Below are 21,240 nucleotides of genomic sequence, written 5' to 3'. Positions count from 1 at the left end.
AAGGACTTCACTCTTATAGTTGGGTCATGTCCATCACACTCGCTGATTTGCTGACTGCCGGCGGATTGCACCTGGTCCGCCACGGCTCGGCCCCGCTTCCCCGGGAGCCCATCCAATGGGTAGCCGTGACGGAACTGGAGGATCCTTCTCCCTTCCTGGGTGGCGGTGAGGTGGTGCTGACTACGGGAGTGCGGCACACCAGCGGGAACGTCCAGCGCAGTTTCGTGCAGAACGTGGCGAAAGCAGGCGCGCTGGGCATTGGATTCGGCACCGGACTGGGCCACAGTGCGGTACCCGCCGGCCTGCTCCGGGAAGCGGACCGGCTGGGCATCCCCGTTTTCGAAGTCCCCTACAACACCCCGTTTATGGCACTGGGGAAGCTTGTCGCGGATTCCCTTTCCTCGGACCATGTGTCCCAGCTGCACCGGCTGCTTTCCGGGCACCAGGTCCTGGCCGGTGCATTGCTCAGCGGCAAGGGACTGTCCCGCCTGCTCGAGGAACTCGCGCTGCTGGTCTCCGCTGATGTGGCACTCTTCCAATACGGAGCGTGCGTTTTTGCCACCGCTGAGCCGGACGCCAGCTGGCGGCGTTTCCCCGTGGCCACCGGACGGCGGGACCGCTGCACCCTGGCCATAGCCGAGCCCTTTGTGCAGCCGGACATCGTGGAGTATGCCCGGAGCCTGGTCGGCGTGGAGCTGAATAACCGGGCGGTCCACCGCGCCAGCGAACGGGAAGTCACCGGCCGGCTTCTGAACGATGTAGTGGACGGCCGGCTGTCCGGACCTGACGCAGCGGCACGGCTGCGTCCGGCCGGCATTGATACCGACCGGCGGCACGCCGTGCTGCTGGTAGCCGTTGCATCGGGGCAGGTGCGCGAGCTTCCCGCCCTGCCGCTGCCTGCCGGTTTCGAGGCCACCCCATCCGCCATTCATGACCAGCAGCTGTCCGTGGTGGTGCCGGCCGGGGAAACAGTGTCCCTGGCAGAGGCGCTGAGCACCTATCTTTTCGCCGCGGGACTGACGGCCACAGTGGGGATAGGCGGGGCCTATACGGGACCCGCCGGACTGCGCTGGAGTTACTACGAGGCCCGTGAGGCGCTCCAGCGCGGGGCCGCCGTCAACGAACCCGAACGCCTGAGCCTGCCGTCCCTGCTGATGTCCAGCCGTGATGTTCCGCTGGCGGACCTGGCTGCCGAAGCCCTGGACCCGTTGGAAGCGTTTGACAGCACACACGGTGCACAGCTGATTCCCACTTTGGAGGCGTACCTGCTGCATAACGGCTCAGTGGCTGCCGTGGCAGCGGATCTGGGACTGCACCGCAACACGGTCCGGTACCGGCTGTCACAGGTTGCCGAACTCACCGGGCATGACCCGGCGGTTACTGCGGACCGGGTCCATCTGTACCTTGCGCTGAACGTTCGCCGCCTTGGCAGTTGAGACTTGCCGTTAGCCTAAAGGAATGACGAGCACCGCACTGGCCAGGACCATCCGCTGGCAGGGACAGGATGATCCGGACCGAACGGACACTGCTGTCCTGTCTTTCCGCGACCGGGAGCTCGCCGCCGCGGGGACGTCCGTCAGCGCGGAGTACACAGCATCCTGGACGCTGTCCACCATTCCGGGCTGGGTCACCAGCCAGCTTTCCGTATCCGTCACCGGAGACGGCTGGTCCCGCACCCTGCGCCTCGAACGCAGCATTGAGGGACGCTGGTCAGCGGAGACAACACAGAACGGCACCGTCGATCTGCCGGCACCGGGCATCAGCGACCCACGCAGCCTCGATGAGGCGCAGGACTGCGACGTTGCGCTGTGCCCCGCCACAAACACCATGCCCATCCTGCGGCTGGACCTGCTCAATGAGTCCGCTCCCCCGGACGAGACGCAGCTGACCATGGCGTGGGTGGAAATGCCCAGCCTGCGGGTGGTGCCGAGCCGCCAGGTCTACTCCCAGGTCCGGGCATATTCCCCCGAGGCCGGACACGCCGTCGTGCTCTACAGCTCGGAAAGCCACGGATTTACCGCCGAGCTGAAAGTCGACTCCGACGGCACCGTCATCGACTACCCGGGGATGGCGACCCGCCTGCCCTAGGCATCACCTCCGTGGCAGTGCAGTTTCGGCTCAGCTTGTCCCCCGGCACGGCTAGGATTGGAATACACCCACTCACCGCACGCTTGGAGACCACATGAGTGAAATTTTCCTGGATCGATTCCGCGCCTTGGTCCCCAAGTACCTTGAGGACAACTGGCGCGAGGAAGACGGCATCCCCGAGCCGGAGCTCGATGCGATGCTGGCTGAGCACGATTTCCGTATCCCGCTGGTCCTGCGTGAGTTCTACCTGGCGCTGGGCGGTTGCGAAGACCTGATGGAGGCCTTCCACTTCTTCTGGGATCCGGATGAGCTTGAAATTGAAGACGGCTACCTGCTTTTCCTCGAGGACGAGGATGAGAAGTTTGTCTGGGGTATCCGCGAGGACCAGCTGGATGTGCCGGATCCGATTGTGTGGCGCCGCAACAATGCCCGCGGAGACTGGCAAAGCGAGGAAGGCACGCTCAGCGAGTACGTGCTGGACATGTTCGAGTGGATTTTCGAAGAGGATGAGGACGAGGACTGAGCATTCGATGAGGGAAGCGAGTGAAACCGTCTGGAAGAGCCACGCTCCGCAGGGTTATGAATGCCCGTTCTGCGATCTCGCGTCCGGAGAGTTTCGCTTCGCCGGGAACCTCTGCGAGGCCGGAGACCTGATCTATTCGGATGACCTGGTGCTCGCCTTCATTGCATCCCACGGCTTCGATCCGGAGCCGGGCCACGTGCTGGTCACGCCGCGGGCCCACTATGAACTGCTCTACGAACTGCCCGACGACGTCGCCGCCCGGATCATGGTGGTGACGCGGGATATGGCAGTGGCGATCAAGAAGGCGTGGTCCCCCGATGGCGTAACCACCCGCCAGCACAACGAACCGGCGGGCAGCCAGCATGTCTGGCACTACCACCAGCACATCCTGCCGCGCTGGACCGATGACGGGCTCTACTTCACGCCAAAACGGCCCATCGTGCCGCCGGCGGTGCGTGCCCGCAAGGCCGCTGAACTGCGCGCCGTCCTCTAACCGCGGGGCAACCCGGGCTCCGGCTCCTTGCTCCAGGCATATGCGTGGAGGCCGAGTACTGCTTCCTCCGTGGGGGAAATACCAAAGCGGTTGAGCAGCTGGCGGCTCTGGTACACGGCCAGGAACTGCGCGCTGCGGCTGATCCGTGCCCTGTCCGCCCGGTACAAATAGGTATCGATGGCACGGGTCCACCGCTTGCGCCAGGCGTCCACGGACGGCTCCGAGGCGATCGCGGCCATCTGCCGGTGTGCCGGGACAATCCGGGGAACCGTCCGGGCCTTCAGGGCAATCCGTGCACGTTCCGCCAGGGGACCAAAGGACACGGTGCAGCTGTTCAGGTGGGTGGTCCAGTAGTAGCCCCAGCTCGGAGCCCGGCGGTCCGGCCACAGGGAGGACCGCGGACCGTGCATCATGGCGTGCGCGGTGTCGAAAAGCAGCAGCGCGGCGAACGGTGAACGGGAATCGACAGTGGTAAAGCGGCCGAGCGCCCACGCACCAAGGTCGGAGGAAAGCTCCTCCACATCGCAGGTCAGGGCGATGCCTTCCGGGCCGCCGAACAGTGCCAGCGCCTCTTCGACGGCAGGCGACGCCGGTTCGGCCCGGCGGGGCGGATACGCACCGGCATTCTGCTCCGAGATCCGCACCTCGCCCAGCTCCGGTGCGCACTGCGCGGCAAGCGCCTGGGCGAAGGGCTTCAGCCGGCCGGCAACGCCGTTACGGACCAGGAAATGCACCTGGACGTGCGGGGAGACATTGTCGAGGCACCGGTAGAAGCAGCGTTCCGCCCCCCACACCCGGGCCTGGCCGATGAGCGGCGTGACGATCTGCCGCACCACGGCGTCGCAGATCTCCGGACGAACCGGCTGCACCGTGAGCACCCACCACAGGGTATGTTCCGTACCGGTTGGCACGGCTGCGCCGCCCGTACGTCCGTTCGGCGCTTTCCGGTGCGTCGACATAATCTGGGACATTTTGTTCCCCCTCCGGATTTCAGCCACGCCTCCCATAAGTGCCGAGAATCGCACGGAACGCGGAAAACCAGCCATTGCGGCGGAAAAATACCCCCTAACCGGGGATAACGGTTGCCAGAAACTGCTGGAGGGACTAAGCGGCAGACGCCGGGAAGCTACACCTCGCGGTTGACTACGGCCCGTGCGAAGGATGCCAGGGCTTCCTTCACCACGGAGTCAGGCAGCGGGGCGAGAGCCTGCACGGCTTCCTCAGACCAGCCCCGGGCAACGGCCCAGGCTTCGTCCGTGACCGGACTGGCCCGCAGCGCAGCAACGGCTTCGGCCAGCGCCTCATCCGAGGACAGGTCCCGTTCCACCAGTTCCAGCACGGCGGCGGCGTCCGCGTCCCCGCCCGCAGCCGCGCGGCGCAGCAGCAGGACCGGCAACGTCGGTACCCCTTCGCGCAGGTCGGTACCGGGCGTCTTGCCGGACTTTTCCTGCAGCCCGGTCACGTCAATAACGTCGTCCGCGAGCTGGAAGGCAATACCTACCTTCTCGCCGTATTCGACCATGATGTCGATGACGTCCTGACCGGCTCCGGAGAACAGGGCACCAAACTGGCCCGAGGCGGCAATCAGCGAACCGGTTTTGTCTGCGATGACGGAGAGGTAGTGCTCCAACGGGTCCTGGCCCTCGGCCGGACCCACGGTTTCATGCAGCTGGCCCAGGCACAGCCGCTCGAAGGTGCGTGCCTGGATGGCCAGTGCCGGACCGCCAAGAGCCGAGACCAGGCTCGAAGCCCGGGCGAAGATCAGGTCTCCGGTCAGCACGGCCACTGAGTTGCCCCAGATCTCATGCGCCGTCGGTGCACCGCGGCGGTAGGGCGCCTCATCCATCACATCGTCGTGGTACAGCGTGGCCAGGTGCGTCAGTTCCACGACAACGGCGGACTGAATGACCTTCTCCCCGGCTTCCTCCGGGCCAAGATGGGAGGCCAGCAGCGTCAGGAGCGGGCGGATACGTTTACCGCCGGCCTCCACCAGATGCCGCGACGTGGTGTCGGCAAAGGGATCGGAGTTGGCAACGGCCTCGCGCAGCTGCACCTCAACCTGCTCCAGGGACGAGACCATGGAGGGGCCAAGCCTGGGGTCCTCTGCCAGCAGGGCGAACCCCGGAGGCAGCGCGAAAGTGCTTGACCCGGTGTCCGGGCTGGTGTTGGTGGATTCAGTCACTGTTCAAGACTAACTATTTGTCGGAACGGGTGGGCAAACGGCATCGTCGTCATGCGTGCGGCGGGGATTTCCGGGAGCTTACCGGTGTCCCCTGGTTGCTTGCCGCCGGGACCAGCATTTCCAGTAAGGCAATCACTCTATCCTCAATACCCTTGGAGTTCCGGTCCGTCAGGTTGGCCAGCATGCGCACAACAAACCGCATCAGCACGGGAATGGGCATTCCGGTGCGCAGTGCCAGCTTCATTACGGCCGGGCGACCGATCATGGCGGCGAAAATGCGGCCCAGCGTGAAGTGGCTGCCCCACTCCCCGCGCACCTGCTCCGCGTAGGCCTGCAGCTCGACGTCGAACGCTGCCTGCGCGGAGAGCAGCCCCGGCCTGAGCGCGGCGCCGGCACCTTCAATGATGTGTTCGGCGGCGAACCGTGCCGATTCCATGGCGTAGGAGATTCCCTCGCCATTGAAGGGGCTGACCATGCCTCCGGCATCGCCAAGCAGCAGCAGGCCGGGTGAATAGTGCGGAGTGCGGTTGAAGCCCATCGGCAGCGCTGCACCGCGGATTTCGCCCACCTGGTTTTCCGGGGTGAAGCCCCATTCGGCGGGCATGCCCGCGGTCCAGTCGCGCAGCACCTTCCGATAGTCCAGCTTGCCGAATTCCTTGGAGGAGTTCAGGATGCCCAGGCCCACGTTGGAGGTGCCGTCCCCCACGCCGAAGACCCAGCCGTAACCGGGCAGCGGGTTTCCGGACGCGTCGGGAAGCTCGAGCCAGCCTTCCATCCACTCATCGTTGGTGCGGGGGCTTTCGAAATACGTGCGGACGGCCACGCCCATGGGGCGGTCGTCGCGCTTTTCAATGCCGAGGCTCAGAGCGGTGCGGGTGGAGTTGCCGTCCGCAGCGAGCACGACGTCGGCCAGGAACGTCCGCTGGTCACCGGTCCGGCGCCCGTTTTCGTCCAGGATGTTGGCGACGACGCCTTCCACCCGGCCGTCGGCAGCCCGGAGTGCGGAGACCACGGTGTGGCGCTCGAGGATCTTTGCTCCGGCGGCCTGGGCATGGCGGGCCAGCGCTTCATCGAAGCCCAGCCGGGTGCGGATCAAGCCGTAGTCGGGGAAGTCCGAAAGCACGGGCCAGGGCAGTTCCAGTGTCCGGCCGCCGGCAATCAGGCGCAGCCCCTTGTTCCGGCGCCAGCCCTCGGATTCATCGTGCGGCAGGCCCAGCAGCTGGACCTCACGCACGGCCCGGGGTGTGAGCCCGTCGCCGCAGACCTTTTCGCGGGGGAAAGCGGTTTTCTCCAGGACGGTGACATCCACGCCCGCCGAGGCGAGGTAGTAGGCGGCAGTGGAACCCGCGGGACCGGCTCCGACAATGAGGACCTTCACGCTGCCGGTTACCTCCCGGGCTTTACGGCGCGGTGAACGGCAACAATGCCGCCGGTCAGGTTCCGGTAGGCCACATCGGACCATCCGGTCTCGGCGATCCAGGCTGCGAGGCTGTCCTGGTTCGGCCAGGCACGGATGGATTCGGCCAGGTAGACATATGCGTCAGGGTTGGACGCCACCTTGCGGGCAATGGGGGGAAGCGCGCGCATCAGGTACTCGGTGTACATGGTTCGCCACACCGGAATCACCGGCGAGGAGAACTCGGCAATGACCAGCCGTCCGCCGGGCTTGGTCACCCGGAGCATCTCGGCCAGCGCCTTCTTCGGCTCGTTGACGTTGCGCAGGCCAAAGGAAATGGTGGAGGCATCGAAGGAGTTGTCGGCGAACGGCAGGTTCGTGGCATCACCGGCAACAAAATCGATGTCCGGCCGGCGGCGTTTGCCCACCTTAAGCATTCCGAGGGAGAAGTCGCACGCCACGACGTCGATACCCGCGTCGGCATAGGGCTCACTGGAGGTACCCGTACCGGCGGCCAGGTCCAGGACCCGCTGTCCGGGAACGGCCCCTACGGCGTCCACTACGATGCGGCGCCAACGGCGTGTCTGTCCCAGGGACAGCACGTCATTAACGACGTCGTATTTAGGTGCCACGTCATCAAACATGGCAGCAACTTCATCCGGGCGTTTTTCCAACGATGCGCGGTTCACCCAGTCATTGTCTCAAACAATGCAGTTGCGGCCGAACCGGCCCCCGTCCTGTCGTGTTGCTCTCAGGTTGAGGCGTGTGGTGGCGGGCCCGTGCCGGGGGCGGAGTAGTGTGGAATCACTATGACCACCCTGCGTTCTGTAACAGTGCCGGTCGGTGAGCGATCCGCCACCATCGGCCTCTTGGAGTATCTGGTTCTTGATGAACAACTGTGCTGGATCCGGCGGCAGGAGGGATTGGTGGGCTTCGGCGAAGCAGCCCGCTTCACCTCCAGCGGTCCGGAGCGTTTCGCCCTCGCACAGCAGTGGTGGCGTGCCGCCCTGGCCGGAGCCGACGTCGAGAATCCCCTCACCCAGCCCGGCACCGGACTGGTTGCCTTCGGTTCCTTTGCCTTCTCCAAGCGGTCGCCCTTTGAATCCCGCCTGGTGATTCCGGAGATTGTGGTGGGCCTGCGCGACGGCGAGGCATGGGTGACCTATACAACCTCCGATCCCGAGGCAGAGGTCACGGCCGAAACAGCCGTGGACACCCTCGCCCGCTATCTGGATGATCTGCCGCTGTACCGCCAGAGCGACCCCGCGGACCGGATCATGCCCGGGATGCTCAGTGAATCCGAATGGAAGAATGCGGTGGCACGCTCCGTGGCCCACATTGCCGCCGGGGACCTGAGCAAGATTGTGCTGGCCCGGGACATCGCCGTGGAACTCGGCAGTCCGCTGGTCGCTTCCCAGGTGCTGCGCGAGCTGGCCGTCCGGTACCGCGACTGCTGGACCTACTCCGTTGACGGCCTGATTGGTTCCACACCCGAGATGCTGATCCGGGTGGAAAGCGGCACGGCCGAAGCGCGCGTCCTGGCCGGCACCCTGGACCGCGCCACGGCACCGGACGACGAGCCCGACTACGCCAAGCGGGTGCTCGCCGGGTCCGCGAAACAGCAGCATGAGCACCAGATCGCCATCGATTCGCTGACCCGCGCCCTGGAACCGTTCACCTCCTCCATGACCTCGCATTCGGAGCCCTTTGTCCTGGAACTGCCCAACGTCTGGCATCTGGCCTCCGATGTCAGAGCTGAGCTTGCGGCGGATGAAACCGGAGCGGTCCCCACGCCACTGACCCTCATCGAGGCGCTTCATCCCACTGCCGCTGTCTGCGGCTTCCCGACCAGCGTGGCAGGCGAACTTATCAGTGAGCTTGAACACATGGACCGCGGCCCTTATGCCGGTCCGGTGGGCTGGATGGATGGCGCCGGAAACGGGGAATGGGGCATTGCCCTGCGCGGCGCAGTGGTTGAAACCCCTACTGAAGTGCGGCTTTATGCAGGCTGCGGGATCGTCGCCGGATCCAATCCTGCCGCGGAACTAGAGGAAACCTGGAGCAAATTCCGGCCCATGCTGGAGGCCCTGGGACTGGACCGGCCCCGCGTGGTTCCGCGCCGCCCGTCGGAGTTTGCCTCTGCGCCCGCCGCGTCCTGACCAGCCGATCACCGGCGCCGCCGGATGTCACTGCATAGCCGTTTGGTCCTTTGCATAAATTTACATTAGGTAGAATAGAAACTCGGAAGCGGGTTGGGGCCCGTTTCTGTTAGCTGCCGCCTGGAGACGGATTGGTTTCCGCCTGCGGCCGAACCCTTTCCTACCGACCTAAGGTTCTGAATCGCCATGCTCCATAAAGCCCGCACCGCCGTTGTCGCCGCCCTGGCCGCCGGCGCGCTGTCCCTGACCGCCTGCGGCGGGGGAACCGATGCCGATGAATCCGGTCTGGCACTGGTCAATGACGGCACCCTCACCGTCTGCTCCAACATCCCCTTTGAACCGTTTGAATACGAAGTGGACGGCGAATTCACCGGCTTCGACGTTGAACTCACCCGCGAAATCGCCACCGGGATGGGACTTGACCACCAAATGCAGAACGTCGGCTTTGACGGCCTGCAGAGCGGCACCGTACTGGCAGCACGCCAGTGCGACATGATTGCTGCGGCCATGACCGTGACGGATGAACGTGCCGAAAAGCTCGCCTTCTCCGACCCGTACTACGATTCCCTGCAGTCCATCCTGACCCCCGCCGACTCGTCCATCGCCTCCCTGGCTGACCTGGACGGCAAGAAGGTGGGCGTTCAGCAGGGCACCACCGGTGAGAGCTATGCCCGAGACAACGCCCCTGAGGGTGCAGAGATCATGTCCTTCCAGACCGACGCGGAACTCTTCCAGTCCCTCCAGGCCGGCGGCATCGACGCCGTGCTGCAGGATCTGCCGGTCAACCAGGACCACACCGAGGACGGCAAGTACGCTGTCACCGCCACCTTTGAAACCGGCGAGGTATACGCCTTCGCCATGAAGAAGGACAGCAGCGCCGAACTGGCCGCCAAGGTGAACGAACAGCTTGCCAGCCTGCGGGAGAACGGTAAGTACCAGGAGCTCTACGACAAGTACTTCACGGAGTAGCACCCGCACCGAGGGCAGGCACCTTTGCGGCGGGCAGCGGACATGTTACCGAAATATGCGGTGCGTACGCTCTAGACTGCATCCCAATACCAGTAAAGGGTGAGCCGGGTCACAACGACCCGGCTCACACCGTCCGACGTAAGGTTGTAAAACAATGCCGCACAAAGCCCGTACCGCCGCCTTTGCCTTCCTGGCCATCGGCGCACTTTCGCTGACCGCTTGCGGCGGCGACGATTCCGCCGCCTCTGACGATGCAGGCTCAGAATTCAATCTGGTCTCCGAAGGGACCCTGACGGTCTGCTCCGACATCCCGTACGTGCCGTTCGAGTACGAAGAGAACGGTGAATACACCGGCTTCGACATGGACATCGTCAAGGAGATTGCCTCGGGGCTAGGCCTGGAACTTGCGGTCCAGGATGCCGGCTTCGAGGGCATTGCCAGCGGCACGGTGCTGGCGGCAAACCAGTGCGACCTTTCGGCCAGTGCCATCACCATCACGGAGGAACGCCAGGAAGCCATGGGCTTCGCCGAGCCGTACTACGACTCCCTGCAGTCGCTGCTGGTCCCCGTTGATTCGGATATCAAGAGCATTGAGGACCTGGACGGCAAGAAGCTCGGCGTCCAGGGCAATACCACCGGCGAGACCTATGCCCGGGACAATGCCACCGGCGCGGAGATCTTCGCCTACCCGAGCGATGCCGAACTGTTCCCGGCCATCCAGTCCGGCAACGTTGACGCCGTGCTTCAGGACCTGCCGGTTAACATTGGACACACCGAAGACGGCGATTTCACGATCGCCGAGGAATACGAGACCGACGAGTCCTACGGCTTCGCCATGGACAAGGACAACACCGCACTCGTCTCCGCCGTCAACGAGCAGCTCACTGAGATGCGGGACAACGGCAAGTACCAGGAGATCTACGACAAGTACTTCACCGAATAACGCCTAGACAATCGAGTCGTCCCGGGCCGGGTGCCCGGGACGACCCCTTTTCTTCCCCGGAAGGCCCCATTTTGAAACCCTCCACCCGCAGACGCCTCTTCCAAGGTGTCCTGTATGCCATCTTTGTCCTTGCCCTGGCAGCCGTTGCACTGCTTGCCGATTGGGAAGCCATCGGCGAGAACTTCTTCGACCCCGAGGTGGCCCGCGAGGCGTTCCCGACCATCATCACGGTGGCCGTCAAAAACACCATCATCTACACGGTAATCGCCTTTGCCGGCGGCCTGTTGCTCGGTTTGGTGCTGGCCCTGATGAAGCTCTCCCCGGTGGCACCGTACCGCTGGGCTGCCACGGCATACATTGAACTGTTCCGCGGGCTTCCGGCCCTGTTGGTGATTTTCGGTTTCGCCTTCGCCGTCCCCATTGCCTTCAACTGGCGTCCGCCGGGCGGCAGCGCCGGTGCCGGCCTGCTGGCCCTGATCATCGTGTCCGGCGCGTACATTGCCGAGACCATCCGTGCAGGCATCCAGGCGGTTCCCGCAGGCCAGGCCGAAGCCGCCCGTTCGCTGGGCATGAGCCCGATGTGGACCATGATCTCGGTAACCCTCCCCCAGGCCTTCCGGATCATCACTCCCCCGCTGACCAACGAGCTGGTGATCCTGATCAAGGACACCTCGCTGCTCTTCATCGCCGGCATGGCACTGCAGGACCGCGAACTGACCACCTTTGCCCGCGACTCCGTCTCCCAGACGGCCAACGCCACCCCGCTGGTCCTTGCCGCGCTGATGTACCTGATCATTACGCTGCCGCTGACCCAGCTGGTGGCCAAGCTTGAACGACACAACCAGAGAGGCAGGTAGCAGTCATGAGCGTCGAGAAGAACGCCGCCCCTGCCATCGAGGTCCGCAACCTTCACAAGTCCTTCGGCAGCAACGAAGTCCTCAAGGGCATCGACTTCCACGTTGACCAGGGCGAAGTGGTCTGCGTCATCGGGCCGTCCGGCTCGGGCAAATCCACCCTGCTGCGGTGCGTCAACCGACTGGAGGATCCCACCAGCGGAACCATCATGGTTGAAGGCGTGGACATCACTGACCCGGAGACGGATCTGGACAAGGTCCGCACCCGGATCGGCATGGTGTTCCAGCAGTTCAACCTGTTCCCGCACCTGAACGTGCTGCGGAACCTGACCCTGGCCCAGCGCCGGGCCAAGCGCCGCGGCAAGGCCGAAGCGGAGGAAACCGCCCGCCGGAACCTGGCCAAGGTGGGCCTGGCGGACCGCGCCGAGGCATTCCCCGCCCAGCTTTCCGGCGGCCAGCAGCAGCGCGTGGCCATTGCCCGTGCCCTGTCCATGGATCCGGACATGATGCTCTTTGACGAGCCCACCAGTGCCTTGGACCCCGAGTTGGTGGGCGATGTGCTCGAAGTAATGCGCCAGCTCGCCGAAGAGGGAATGACCATGATGGTGGTCACCCATGAAATGGGCTTTGCCCGCGAGGTGGGAGACCGCGTTGTCTTTATGGACGGCGGCGTTGTGGTGGAGCAGGGACGCCCCGAGGATGTCCTGGGCAACCCCCAGCATGAACGCACCCGTGCGTTCCTCTCCAAGGTCCTCTAGAGCAGCAGAGCTAAAAAGCGCGGTCCGCACCAGCAGGTGCGGACCGCGCTTTTTTGTTGCTTTGTTAACCCCGAAGTGAAGTGGCCACCGCCGCCTGCACCCGGGTGTGCAGGCCGCGAAGGGCGTCGCGTGCCACGGGTACTTCCAGTACGGAACGGCCCTGCACCGGAGCTGCCAGGGCACTTTCCAGTTCGGCAGCCGAGCGGATGAGCTGGTGCCGCACCCCGTAACCCCGGCACAACGCGGCGAGGTCCGCGTTGTGCGGGGTACCGAAGAACCGTTCCACCAGTGCGGTGTATTTCGGGTCTTCGCCCAGGGCGCCGTGTTCCAGTACCGAGAAAATGCCGCCGCCGGAATCGTTCAGCACCACTATCTGCAGATCCGGTTCGGTTTCCCCCGGGCCCAGGAGCAGCGCGCCGACGTCGTGCAGGAACGTCAGGTCCCCCAACAGCAGCCGGGTCGGAATCCCGTTGGCGAGGGAGATGCCGGCAGCTGTGGAAATGGTCCCGTCAATGCCGGCGAGTCCGCGGTTGGCGTACACGTCCAACGGATGCCAGTCGGGGGAAGCCACCAGATCCATATCGCGGATGACGTTGGAGGAGCCAAGCACCAGATTGGTGTCGGAGGCATCCCAGAGAAGGTCTGCCACCTGCAGCCCGGTCAGCTCCGTCTGTGTCTCCAGCAGGTTGGTGAGCGCGCTCTGCGCCGCCTCGGAGGCGGTCTGCCAGCGTTCCAGCCAGCCCGGGGCGCCTGTACCGGCAAAGGCCAGGAGTCCGGGGATGTCAGTGATGATGGTTTCGCTCCGACGCCCGGGGGTAAACCAGTTCACCGGCCGGGGAAGGTACAGTGCCTTCTCGACGTCGTTGCGTGCCAGCAGCGCCGCTACCGGACGGGAGAGCGTGGGACGCCCGAAGACCACCACGCGTTCAATGTCCGGGCCCAGTTCCGGCAGCAGCAGCCGGTACGCGTTGACAGCGTTCGGGCCGAACCGGGCGTTTGAGGACGGCTCGGCCAGCAACGGCAGCCCGGTCCGTAGCGCGAAAAGAGCTGCCAGTTCCCCCGCCCCGTCACCGGCCACAACGACCGTACGGTGGGTACCGCGGGCGGGGGCGGCTTCAGCGGGGACCCGGTCCGCCGGCGAAGCTTCGGCGGGAAGGGTGGCCCGGGCATCCGGGGCATCGAGGAAGAGCGGATCGCCGGAATCGGGCGTGAGCGGATCGCGGAACTGCAGGTTCACGTGCACCGGGCCGGTGGGAACACCGCTGCCCAGCTGGGCCAGGGCGGCGGAAATGACCTCTGCCGGATCGGTGCCCGCTTCGACGTCCACGGCGGCGGTGGGGAAGCCGGAAAATATGCCCGGCTGCACGGTGGTCTGGTTCGCTCCGGTGCCATGCAGCTCGGCGGGCCGGTCCGCGGAGAGGACCACCAGCGGAACTCCGGCATGGTGGGCTTCCATCACTGCCGGGAGCAGTTCTCCCACGGCCGTGCCCGACGTCGTCACTACGGCGGACGGCCGGCGTCCGCCGCGGGCCAGGCCCAGGGCGGTGAATCCGGCGACCCGTTCATCAATGCGCACGTGCACGCGGATCCGATCCTGCAGTTCTGCCTCCGCCAGTGCGTAGGCCAGCGGGGCGCTGCGGGAGCCGGGGGCAATCACGACGTCGCGTACTCCGGCCTCCGCAAGTGCGGCGACGGCGGAGCGGGCGGCCTGCAGGGAACTCAGGGATCCAGTCACCCTTCCATCCTAGGGGCCGGCGGACGCACCATCTGGTCCGCCGGCCCCATCCTGCCGCTGCGGGTCAGGCAGGCTCCCCTACGGACCGCGCCGGTTGCGCCGCGGGTTGGGCAGGCCTGCCCAGCGGCTGAGCGGGTCCACCCGCCTGTTGCCCCACCGGCTGAACGGACGTACCCGCCGGCTGGGCCGGCTCTCCCACCGGCTGAACGGACGTACCCACCGGCTGGGCCGGCTCCCCCGCCGGCTGAACGGACGTCGGCGCAGGCATAGTCCCGGTGCTCAAAACAGGCCCCTCTGCCGGCGCCGTTCCGGTGTCCGGAGCGTCCCCGCCCCGCCCGGCCTTGTTCCTGCCCGCAACGTTGAAGATCAGGTTGAGCACAATGGCGGACAGGCAGGCCAGGACAATGCTGTTCTCCACAACTATCTGCAGTGACGCCGGGAAGCCGCTGAATATCCCCGGTTTGCTCACCGGGACCATGGCCAGGCCGAGGCTGACGCTGACAATCAGGATGTTGCGGGAATCGTTCAGGTTCACCCGGCCCAGGATGCCGATACCCACTGCGGCCACGCCGCCGAAGAGCACCATCGCGGCACCGCCCAGCACCGGCATGGGAATGGCTGCCACAACCGCGGAAATCTGCGGGAAAAGCCCCATCAGAACCAGCAACACCCCGGCGGCGGTGATGGCCCACCGGCTCTTCACTCCGGAGAGCCGGATGAGGCCAACGTTCTGGGCGTAGGCGGTAAACGGGAAGGAGTTGAACACTCCGCCCAGCATCGTGGACAGGCCGTCCGCCCGCAGGGTGGCGGCAACGCGTTTTTCGTCCACCTTCTCCCCCGTAATGTCTCCGATGGCCAGCGCATCACTGGTGGTTTCCACCATGGTGATCAGCATGACGATGATCATCGCGAGGACGGCGGAGAAGTGGAAGGTCGGCAGGCCGAAGGCGAAGGGGGCGGGGAACTCGAAAACAGATGCGGTGCCGACGCCGGAGAAGTCCACCAGCCCGAATGGGATGGCAATCAAGGTTCCGAGGACCAGACCCACCAGCACGGCAATCCGCCCCAGGAAACCGGAGAAGATGCGTGACACGGCAAGGATGATGACCAGGGTGGAGACCGCCAGCAACAGGTTCGGACCTGAGATGGCAGTAACTGACTGGTCCCCTCCCACCATCCAGTTGGCAGCGATCGGGATCAGCGAAATGCCGATCGCGGCAATGGTGGTCCCGGTGACCACCGGTGGAAAGAGGAAGAGCACCCTGCTGAAGAACGGGGCGGCAATAAACGTGAACAGACCGGCTGCAATCACCGAGCCGAAGATCGCCGGCAGCCCCCACTCCCCGCCGATCAGGATCATGGGTGCCACCGCGGTGAACGTGGTGCCCTGGACAATGGGCAGCCGGGCTCCGATGTTCCAGATGCCCACGGACTGCAGGATGGTCGCCACCCCGCTGGTCAGGGCGGTGACGGCCAGCAGGTAAATGACCTGTTCCTGCGGAAGCTGCAGGGCCACGGCAAGCACCAGCGGCGCCGCCGCGATACTCGCATACATGGCGAGCAGGTGCTGGGCCCCTGCCAGTACCAGCTTGGCCGGCGGGAGCTTTTCATCGACTCCGGTTAGCGCTGCGGACATGTCCGTTCCTTTCACTGGATTGGTCTTCTTCATGGTTCAGGCCCCGCTCCGTGCCCGGAGTGCGAGGGCGCTTTCGCGGAAGCGGCGGCGGACCTCGGTTTCGTCCACGCCGGGAATCTGTTTGTCATCAAGCAGGACCTCCCCCGCCACGATGGTGAAGCGGACATCGTCTGCACGGCTGGCATACGCGAGTGTGGATTCCGGATCGTAAACGGGCATGGTGTGGGCGGTATCGAAGTCCACCACCACAATGTCCGCAGGATGCCCGGGCGCCAGCCGGCCAAGCTCGGGCCGGTGCATCACCGCCGCCGATCCGGTGGTGGCAAGGTTGAGCAGCTGCCGGGTCGGCAGGAACAGCGGGTCCTGCGTGCGGTCCTTGTGGATGAGGCCGGCGAACTTCATTTCCTGGAACAGATCCATGGTGTTGTGGCTGGCCGGTCCGTCCGTTGCCAGGCCCACAGTGATTCCCGCGTCCGTGACCGTCCCCAGGTCCAGGGTGCCGGAGACCAGTTTCGCGTTGCTGACCGGACAGTGGGCAATCTTCACGCCGCGTTCGGCCATGATCCGCCGGTCGACGTCGTTCAGCCGTGTGCAGTGCGCGGCCGTGACGTCTGGGCCGAGGAAGCCCATGGACTCCAGCCACTGCACGCTGGTGGTGCCATAGGTGTCCTGCATATACCGCACTTCATTCATGCCCTCGGCCAGGTGGGTGTGGATGGAAACCCCGTGGTCGTCCGCCACTTTCCGGGTGAGTTTCCACATTTCCGCTCCCACCGAATAGGGGGCATGCGGAGACAGGGCCACCTGGATCCGGCCGTCGGCGCTCATATGGTGCCGAGCGACCTTCTCGCCGAAGTTCTCCAAAGCCTTCCAGGACCATTCCGAGATGGGTTCGTAGATACCGCGGTCCGCAAACCCGTAGCCGAGGGTGGCGCGGAGCGGAATAACTTTCAGCGCCTCGACCTCCGGTTCCACGGCGTAGGCGTCAAAGTGCTCGTTGAAGCAGGTGATTCCGGAGCGGACCATTTCAATGAGGCCGCAGAGACTCGCCCAGTAAAGCGTTTCCGGGTCGAAGTTCTGCTTCAGCTTCCACATGGACTCCAGCCAGGACCACAGCTCGGCGTCTTCATCCAGGCCGCGCAGGAGCATGTTGGAGGCATTGTGCGTGTGCGAATTGATGAAGCCTGGCATGATCGCTCCGCCGCGGGCATCTATGATCCGGCCGGCGCCGCTGACATCAACGGATCCCGCAGTGCCGATCCGGTCAATGACCCCGCCGCTGAAGGTGACGACGCCGTCCGGTATGGGGGCCCGGTTGTTCATCGGCAGGACATAACCGTTTATTACTGCGACATCTTCTGGACCCAAACTCACGGATAGCGCCTTCCATCTCGATCAATCCGGCGTTCCGGACGCCGTTGGACAGAGATTCGCAGACACATGTTTCCGGTGCGTGTTGTTTTGTTTCGACTGTGTTCCCCGCCCCGGCGGGATCCGGCCGACGGCCGTCATGACGCTTCATCCGGCGGCTGTCCCGCCGCTTCATCCGTTGACGGAAGCTTCTGGCATGATGGCGGGGTGCGATGAGCGCGGCCCTGCTGCACGGGCCTTCCGCACGGACAAACCAGGACATGCCATGACCCTTTCAACCCCCGCACCCTCCGTGGAGCTGCACGCCCTTGCCGGTGACTACGTAATCGCACGGCTTCCCGTGACAGCAGAGGTTCCTGCGGCATTGACCGCGCCGGATCCCCGGGCCGGATTCGTATCGGTCACGCGGACCCCGCAGGAGCTTTCGCTGGTCTGCCCTGCCGCGCTGGCCCCGGCGGACGCCGAGACCGACGGCCCCTGGGCAGCCCTCTACGCAGCCGGTCCCATGCCTTTCGGCCTGACCGGGGTGGTCACGTCGCTGGTGGCGCCGCTGTCCGCCGCAGGCTGCCCGGTATTTGTGGTTTCCACCTTTGACGGAGACATCCTGCTGGTTCCGTCAACGGATTACGCCCGGGCCTGCGACCTGCTGCTCGCGGCAGGCCACATACTCCGCCGGAACCTGGAGGCCGGGACGTCCGGGGCGGCGGGGTAACTAACCGGTAACTAAGCCGGGGCACCGGGGCAACCAGCGTCACCGGGGTAACCCGGGGAACCGGGACACCCGGGGAACCGGGACACCCGGGGAACCGGGACACCCGGGGAACCGGGACACCCGGGGAACCGGGACACCCGGGGAACCGGGGAACCGGATGTGACGGCGGTCAGGCCTGCCCGTCTGCCGGGCTGGCCTGTCCCGACACCAGCAGCGCATGGACCCGGTCCAGGCGGTCCAGCCACCACCGGGTGCGTTCCGGTGACGCGGCGAAACGTTCCAGCAGGTCTCCGGAAACCGGAACATCCCGCACGGCCAGGGCCCCGCCGTCGGGCAGCAGCGGTTCATCGGTCACATCACCGGCCATCAGGGACAGGGTGCCCAGCCCGCACGCGTAGGGCAGTTCCGGCAGCGCGGCAGCCAGAGCGACGCCGGTGCGGATGCCCACGGAGGTGTCAATGGCCGAGCTCACCACTGCCGGCAGCCCCGCCTGCTTCACTATTTCCACTGCCCGGCGCACTCCGCCCAGCGGGGCAGCCTTGATGACAATCAGGTCCGCGGCGTCTTCCCGCGCAACCTTCAGCGGATCCGTTTCCTTGCGTACGCTTTCATCCGCTGCGATCAGGACCGGTACACCGCGGCGGCGCAGCTCTGTGCGCACCGCGCGCAGCCCGTTTATGCCGGCCACCGGCTGTTCCGCGTACTCCAGGCCGGCCTCGGCCAGCCGGCTCAGCGTATCGACGGCGGTGGGAATGTCCCAGCCTGCGTTGGCATCCACGCGGATCCCGGCCCCGGGCAGTAACCTGCGCACTTCCGCCACCCGGGCGAGATCCTCCGCCGGGGACTGTCCGGCTTCGGCCACCTTCACCTTGACGGCGGACACTGACCCGAACCGGGCCAGCACCGCTTCGACCCGGCCCACATCCACCGCCGGGACGGTCCCGTTGACCGGAATGGAGGTTCTGCACGGCTCCGGGTACCCCTGCTGCGCGGCTTCGAGGGCGGATGCCAGCCAGGGAACAGCTTCGGCATCCGCGTATTCCGGGAACGGGGAGAACTCGCCCCATCCGGCCGGTCCGTGCAGCAGCAGGGCCTCTCGGTGCAGGATGCCGCGGAACTTTACCCGCATAGGAATGGAAACCACACGGGCGCTTTCACGCAGGACGGAGGGCTCCGGATTTATCCAAGTCGACACCCTGCCAGCCTACGCTTTGCCGCCCTGCACCCGCCCTGGCCGGGCCGCTCAGGCAACCACCAAGATGATGTGGCAATCTGGAACCAATGGATACTCGCAATTTGCTGGCACAGCGCTCCCGGGCACAACGCCCGGCTGCGCATAATCCGGCGCTCTTCCTCTTTGCCGCTCTGTGCTGCGCTGCAGGCGTAGCCGTGACGTATTGGTTTTTTGTCCGGACAACCACCGGGCAGCTGGCTGACGAGTCGGCGTTTCAGGAAGCCGAATTGATCGCTGCCGGCAATCATCTGCCGGTGATCAGCTTCCTGGACAATCTGCCCCTGATCTCGGTGTTCATCGCCGGAATAGTGGTGGTGTTCGTGTCCATCCTGCGGCAGCGCCTTTCCCCGGCGGTCATTGCGCTGGGCACATTCGCGGCGGCAAACATCAGCAGCCAGCTGCTCAAGCGGCTGGTTCTGGACCGGCCGGACCGCGGCGTCCTGACGCTGGACTTTAATTCCCTGCCTTCCGGGCACACCACGCTGGCTGCATCGGCAGCAGCGGCGGTCTTCCTGCTGGCCGCCCCGCGCTGGCGGCCGCTGGCAGCGTTCTGGGGCGGTTGTTACGCGATCCTCGCGGGCGCCGCCACGTTCCTCAACAGCTGGCACCGGCCGGCCGACGTCGTCGCCTCGCTCCTGGTGGTCTCGGCCTGGACCCTGATCGGGGGCCTGGTCATGATGCGGACCAACCCGGAGTGGAACCTGTGGCCCGCGTCCGGTCGGGGACAGGGCACGGCACGGGCGGTTACGCTGCTTTGCGCCATTCCCGGGACCCTCGCCGCCCTGGCCAGCCTTGGCCTGTATTTCTACGCCCGCTGGGATGCCGCGCCCATTGCCACCGCCGCACCCCTGTACTTCTGGGCGGGCCTGGCCCTGATAGCGGGCGTAGGCCTGCTGATAAGCGCCCTTGCCTGCTGGCTTTTCAGCCAGCAGGCCGGCGATCCGGCGCGGCGCTAGCGGACCTGCCGGGTTTTCCCTTGGGAACCCAGCACCACAGGACGGCGGCGCCGGCCAGTCCCAGCAGTGCGGTGGCCGCAATGCCGGCGGAGAGGGAGACCAGTGCGGTCACACCGGCGAGGATTCCCGGCCCGCCCATGTTGCCCAGATCGGCCAGCAGCCGCCAGATGCCCAGGAACTGCGGACGGCCCGGCGAGGGTGAAAAGTCCGCTCCGAGGGTCATGACAATCCCCGAGCCGATACCGTTGCCGAAGCCGATCAACAGGGCTGCCAGCAGCAGGCCGGTGGCGTCGGTGGCCAGTGGCAGCAGTCCCAGCCCCACGCCCATAACGAGCATGCACGGCACCGCCACCGAACGCCTCCCCCAGGTGTCCATGGCTTTGCCTGCGGGGTAGAAGATCAGCATGTCGATGGCGCCGGACAGCCCGTAGATCAGCGCCGTCTGGGTGGGGTCCAGGCCAATGTGCTGCCCCCAGAGCGGAATGACTGCCTGGCGGGTGGCCCGCACCGCGGCGATCAGCAGTATGCCAATGCCGATGGTTCGGAACACCCGGGCATGGCTGCGCAGGATCGCCCGGACGGTGGGAGTGGGCGCTGACGCGGCCGCCGCGGCGGTGCCGGGGCCGGGCCGGGTGCCATTTCGCTTGGCGGACCCACGAACGGACAGGTCCGGCACGGTGAGGCTGAGGAGCCCGGCACCGACGGCGGCGGCTGCCCCCACCCAATAGGCGCCCGCGGTACCGAGGAAGTGGATGGCTCCGGCACCTGCGAAGGGACCGATGAAGACCCCGATCCGGTTCACCCCGCCCAGGGTGGACAGCGCCCGTGCACGGAAATGCAGCGGTACGGCCTCCGTCAGGTAGCTCTGGCGGGCGAGCCCGAAGACCGATCCGGCCATACCGGTCATAAAAACGGCGAGTGCGAAGACCCAGAGGACGGGAACCGATGCCGCCAGGATCATGGCGAGGGCGCACCACGCTGCTGCGGCCGCCAGGGCCCACTTTTCCCCGAACCGCGTGGTGACCACCGTGGCCGGGACGTTGGTCAGGAGCGATCCCACGCCGGTGAGGGTAATGACCAGGGCGGCCAGGGCTACGGTGGCGCCGAGGCCCCGGGCGCTGAGTGCCACTACGGGCAGGATGGCTCCGGTTGCCAGTCCGTAGAGCAGGGTAGGCCCGTAGGCCGGAACGGCAATACGTCGAAGGCTGAAATCATCCGCTGGCACGGCCTC

20 protein-coding genes are annotated in these 21,240 nt (G+C 65.7%); 11 read left to right on the top strand and 9 right to left on the bottom strand.

Features of this window, described 5'->3' with window-relative positions; translation table 11 throughout:
* Nucleotides 1-26: 26 nt before the first annotated feature.
* From QWJ37_RS04010 to QWJ37_RS03995, 4 genes are all read left to right on the top strand, one after another.
* Nucleotides 27-1,436, top strand: a complete 1,410-nt coding sequence (locus tag QWJ37_RS04010; RefSeq protein ID WP_290244245.1) for a PucR family transcriptional regulator — start codon at nt 27-29, stop codon at nt 1,434-1,436.
* A 22-nt stretch (nt 1,437-1,458) separates the two neighbouring features.
* Complete coding sequence (locus QWJ37_RS04005; protein ID WP_227928687.1) at nt 1,459-2,088, top strand: putative glycolipid-binding domain-containing protein; 630 nt, start codon at nt 1,459-1,461, stop codon at nt 2,086-2,088.
* A gap of 94 nt (nt 2,089-2,182) precedes the next feature.
* Nucleotides 2,183-2,611, top strand: coding sequence for a hypothetical protein (locus QWJ37_RS04000; protein WP_227902401.1), 429 nt, complete (start codon nt 2,183-2,185; stop codon nt 2,609-2,611).
* Nucleotides 2,612-2,618: 7 nt separating this feature from the next.
* On the top strand, nt 2,619-3,104 hold the full coding sequence (locus QWJ37_RS03995) for an HIT family protein (protein WP_290244241.1): 486 nt from the start codon (nt 2,619-2,621) through the stop codon (nt 3,102-3,104).
* On the opposite strand, the gene QWJ37_RS03990 is transcribed toward QWJ37_RS03995, so the two are convergent.
* The 4 genes from QWJ37_RS03990 to QWJ37_RS03975 form a co-directional block, all read right to left on the bottom strand.
* Nucleotides 3,101-4,075 carry a hypothetical protein gene (locus tag QWJ37_RS03990; RefSeq protein ID WP_290244239.1) on the bottom strand — a complete coding sequence of 325 codons (975 nt, stop codon included), beginning with the start codon at nt 4,073-4,075 and terminating at the stop codon, nt 3,101-3,103. The genes QWJ37_RS03995 and QWJ37_RS03990 overlap by 4 nt on opposite strands.
* A 155-nt stretch (nt 4,076-4,230) precedes the next feature.
* On the bottom strand, nt 4,231-5,286 hold the full coding sequence (locus QWJ37_RS03985) for a polyprenyl synthetase family protein (RefSeq protein WP_290244237.1): 1,056 nt from the start codon (nt 5,284-5,286) through the stop codon (nt 4,231-4,233).
* A gap of 49 nt (nt 5,287-5,335) precedes the next feature.
* Nucleotides 5,336-6,664, bottom strand: a complete 1,329-nt coding sequence (locus QWJ37_RS03980; protein ID WP_227928683.1) for a geranylgeranyl reductase family protein — start codon at nt 6,662-6,664, stop codon at nt 5,336-5,338.
* 8 nt (nt 6,665-6,672) lie between these two features.
* Nucleotides 6,673-7,371 (bottom strand): demethylmenaquinone methyltransferase, encoded by a 699-nt coding sequence (locus tag QWJ37_RS03975; protein ID WP_227902406.1) that lies wholly within the window; start codon nt 7,369-7,371, stop codon nt 6,673-6,675.
* Nucleotides 7,372-7,491: 120 nt separating this feature from the next.
* Here QWJ37_RS03975 and QWJ37_RS03970 point away from each other — a divergent pair, with 120 nt between their 5' ends.
* From QWJ37_RS03970 to QWJ37_RS03950, 5 genes are all read left to right on the top strand, one after another.
* A complete protein-coding gene (locus QWJ37_RS03970) occupies nt 7,492-8,841 on the top strand; it encodes an isochorismate synthase (RefSeq protein ID WP_290244234.1) in 1,350 nt (449 codons plus the stop codon).
* Nucleotides 8,842-9,027: 186 nt separating this feature from the next.
* On the top strand, nt 9,028-9,810 hold the full coding sequence (locus QWJ37_RS03965) for a transporter substrate-binding domain-containing protein (protein WP_290244232.1): 783 nt from the start codon (nt 9,028-9,030) through the stop codon (nt 9,808-9,810).
* A gap of 154 nt (nt 9,811-9,964) precedes the next feature.
* Entirely contained in the window at nt 9,965-10,753 is a 789-nt protein-coding gene (locus QWJ37_RS03960; protein ID WP_227902409.1) for a transporter substrate-binding domain-containing protein, read from the top strand.
* 71 nt (nt 10,754-10,824) lie between these two features.
* Complete coding sequence (locus QWJ37_RS03955) at nt 10,825-11,610, top strand: amino acid ABC transporter permease (protein ID WP_227928667.1); 786 nt, start codon at nt 10,825-10,827, stop codon at nt 11,608-11,610.
* 5 nt (nt 11,611-11,615) lie between these two features.
* Nucleotides 11,616-12,365 carry an amino acid ABC transporter ATP-binding protein gene (locus QWJ37_RS03950; protein ID WP_227902411.1) on the top strand — a complete coding sequence of 250 codons (750 nt, stop codon included), beginning with the start codon at nt 11,616-11,618 and terminating at the stop codon, nt 12,363-12,365.
* A gap of 64 nt (nt 12,366-12,429) precedes the next feature.
* Here the strand turns inward: QWJ37_RS03950 and menD are convergent, their stop codons facing one another.
* The 3 genes from menD to QWJ37_RS03935 form a co-directional block, all read right to left on the bottom strand.
* On the bottom strand, nt 12,430-14,100 hold the full coding sequence (gene menD / locus QWJ37_RS03945) for a 2-succinyl-5-enolpyruvyl-6-hydroxy-3-cyclohexene-1-carboxylic-acid synthase (RefSeq protein ID WP_290244229.1): 1,671 nt from the start codon (nt 14,098-14,100) through the stop codon (nt 12,430-12,432).
* A 64-nt stretch (nt 14,101-14,164) separates the two neighbouring features.
* Entirely contained in the window at nt 14,165-15,736 is a 1,572-nt protein-coding gene (locus tag QWJ37_RS03940) for a solute carrier family 23 protein (protein ID WP_290244227.1), read from the bottom strand.
* 36 nt (nt 15,737-15,772) lie between these two features.
* On the bottom strand, nt 15,773-17,110 hold the full coding sequence (locus QWJ37_RS03935; protein ID WP_290244225.1) for an amidohydrolase: 1,338 nt from the start codon (nt 17,108-17,110) through the stop codon (nt 15,773-15,775).
* A gap of 262 nt (nt 17,111-17,372) precedes the next feature.
* Here QWJ37_RS03935 and QWJ37_RS03930 point away from each other — a divergent pair, with 262 nt between their 5' ends.
* Nucleotides 17,373-17,819, top strand: a complete 447-nt coding sequence (locus QWJ37_RS03930; protein ID WP_290244223.1) for an ACT domain-containing protein — start codon at nt 17,373-17,375, stop codon at nt 17,817-17,819.
* A gap of 169 nt (nt 17,820-17,988) precedes the next feature.
* Here the strand turns inward: QWJ37_RS03930 and QWJ37_RS03925 are convergent, their stop codons facing one another.
* Complete coding sequence (locus QWJ37_RS03925; RefSeq protein ID WP_290244222.1) at nt 17,989-19,014, bottom strand: o-succinylbenzoate synthase; 1,026 nt, start codon at nt 19,012-19,014, stop codon at nt 17,989-17,991.
* Nucleotides 19,015-19,100: 86 nt separating this feature from the next.
* Between QWJ37_RS03925 and QWJ37_RS03920 the strand changes: the two genes are divergently transcribed.
* Nucleotides 19,101-20,009, top strand: a complete 909-nt coding sequence (locus tag QWJ37_RS03920) for a phosphatase PAP2 family protein (RefSeq protein ID WP_227928658.1) — start codon at nt 19,101-19,103, stop codon at nt 20,007-20,009.
* Here the strand turns inward: QWJ37_RS03920 and QWJ37_RS03915 are convergent.
* Nucleotides 19,975-21,234 (bottom strand): MFS transporter, encoded by a 1,260-nt coding sequence (locus QWJ37_RS03915; RefSeq protein WP_290244219.1) that lies wholly within the window; start codon nt 21,232-21,234, stop codon nt 19,975-19,977. The two genes, QWJ37_RS03920 and QWJ37_RS03915, sit on opposite strands and share 35 nt — an antisense overlap.
* Nucleotides 21,235-21,240: the final 6 nt, after the last annotated feature.

The sequence above is a fragment of the Arthrobacter sp. YD2 genome (assembly GCF_030410475.1).
Classification (GTDB): domain Bacteria; phylum Actinomycetota; class Actinomycetes; order Actinomycetales; family Micrococcaceae; genus Arthrobacter_B; species Arthrobacter_B zhangbolii.
The sequence above is the reverse complement of the archived record's forward strand: the minus strand, read 5'-3'. Positions and strand labels throughout refer to the sequence as shown.

What these genes read in the sequence shown, in the direction of transcription:
- QWJ37_RS04010 (WP_290244245.1), top strand. Translation starts at nt 27, where the DNA reads ATGTCCATCACACTCGCTGATTTGCTGACTGCCGGCGGATTGCACCTG.
- QWJ37_RS03965 (WP_290244232.1), top strand. Translation starts at nt 9,028, where the DNA reads ATGCTCCATAAAGCCCGCACCGCCGTTGTCGCCGCCCTGGCCGCCGGC.
- QWJ37_RS03920 (WP_227928658.1), top strand. Translation starts at nt 19,101, where the DNA reads ATGGATACTCGCAATTTGCTGGCACAGCGCTCCCGGGCACAACGCCCG.
- QWJ37_RS04005 (WP_227928687.1), top strand. Translation starts at nt 1,459, where the DNA reads ATGACGAGCACCGCACTGGCCAGGACCATCCGCTGGCAGGGACAGGAT.
- QWJ37_RS03990 (WP_290244239.1), bottom strand. Translation starts at nt 4,075, where the DNA reads ATGTCCCAGATTATGTCGACGCACCGGAAAGCGCCGAACGGACGTACG.
- QWJ37_RS03930 (WP_290244223.1), top strand. Translation starts at nt 17,373, where the DNA reads ATGACCCTTTCAACCCCCGCACCCTCCGTGGAGCTGCACGCCCTTGCC.
- QWJ37_RS04000 (WP_227902401.1), top strand. Translation starts at nt 2,183, where the DNA reads ATGAGTGAAATTTTCCTGGATCGATTCCGCGCCTTGGTCCCCAAGTAC.
- QWJ37_RS03970 (WP_290244234.1), top strand. Translation starts at nt 7,492, where the DNA reads ATGACCACCCTGCGTTCTGTAACAGTGCCGGTCGGTGAGCGATCCGCC.
- QWJ37_RS03940 (WP_290244227.1), bottom strand. Translation starts at nt 15,736, where the DNA reads ATGTCCGCAGCGCTAACCGGAGTCGATGAAAAGCTCCCGCCGGCCAAG.
- QWJ37_RS03995 (WP_290244241.1), top strand. Translation starts at nt 2,619, where the DNA reads ATGAGGGAAGCGAGTGAAACCGTCTGGAAGAGCCACGCTCCGCAGGGT.
- QWJ37_RS03960 (WP_227902409.1), top strand. Translation starts at nt 9,965, where the DNA reads ATGCCGCACAAAGCCCGTACCGCCGCCTTTGCCTTCCTGGCCATCGGC.
- QWJ37_RS03950 (WP_227902411.1), top strand. Translation starts at nt 11,616, where the DNA reads ATGAGCGTCGAGAAGAACGCCGCCCCTGCCATCGAGGTCCGCAACCTT.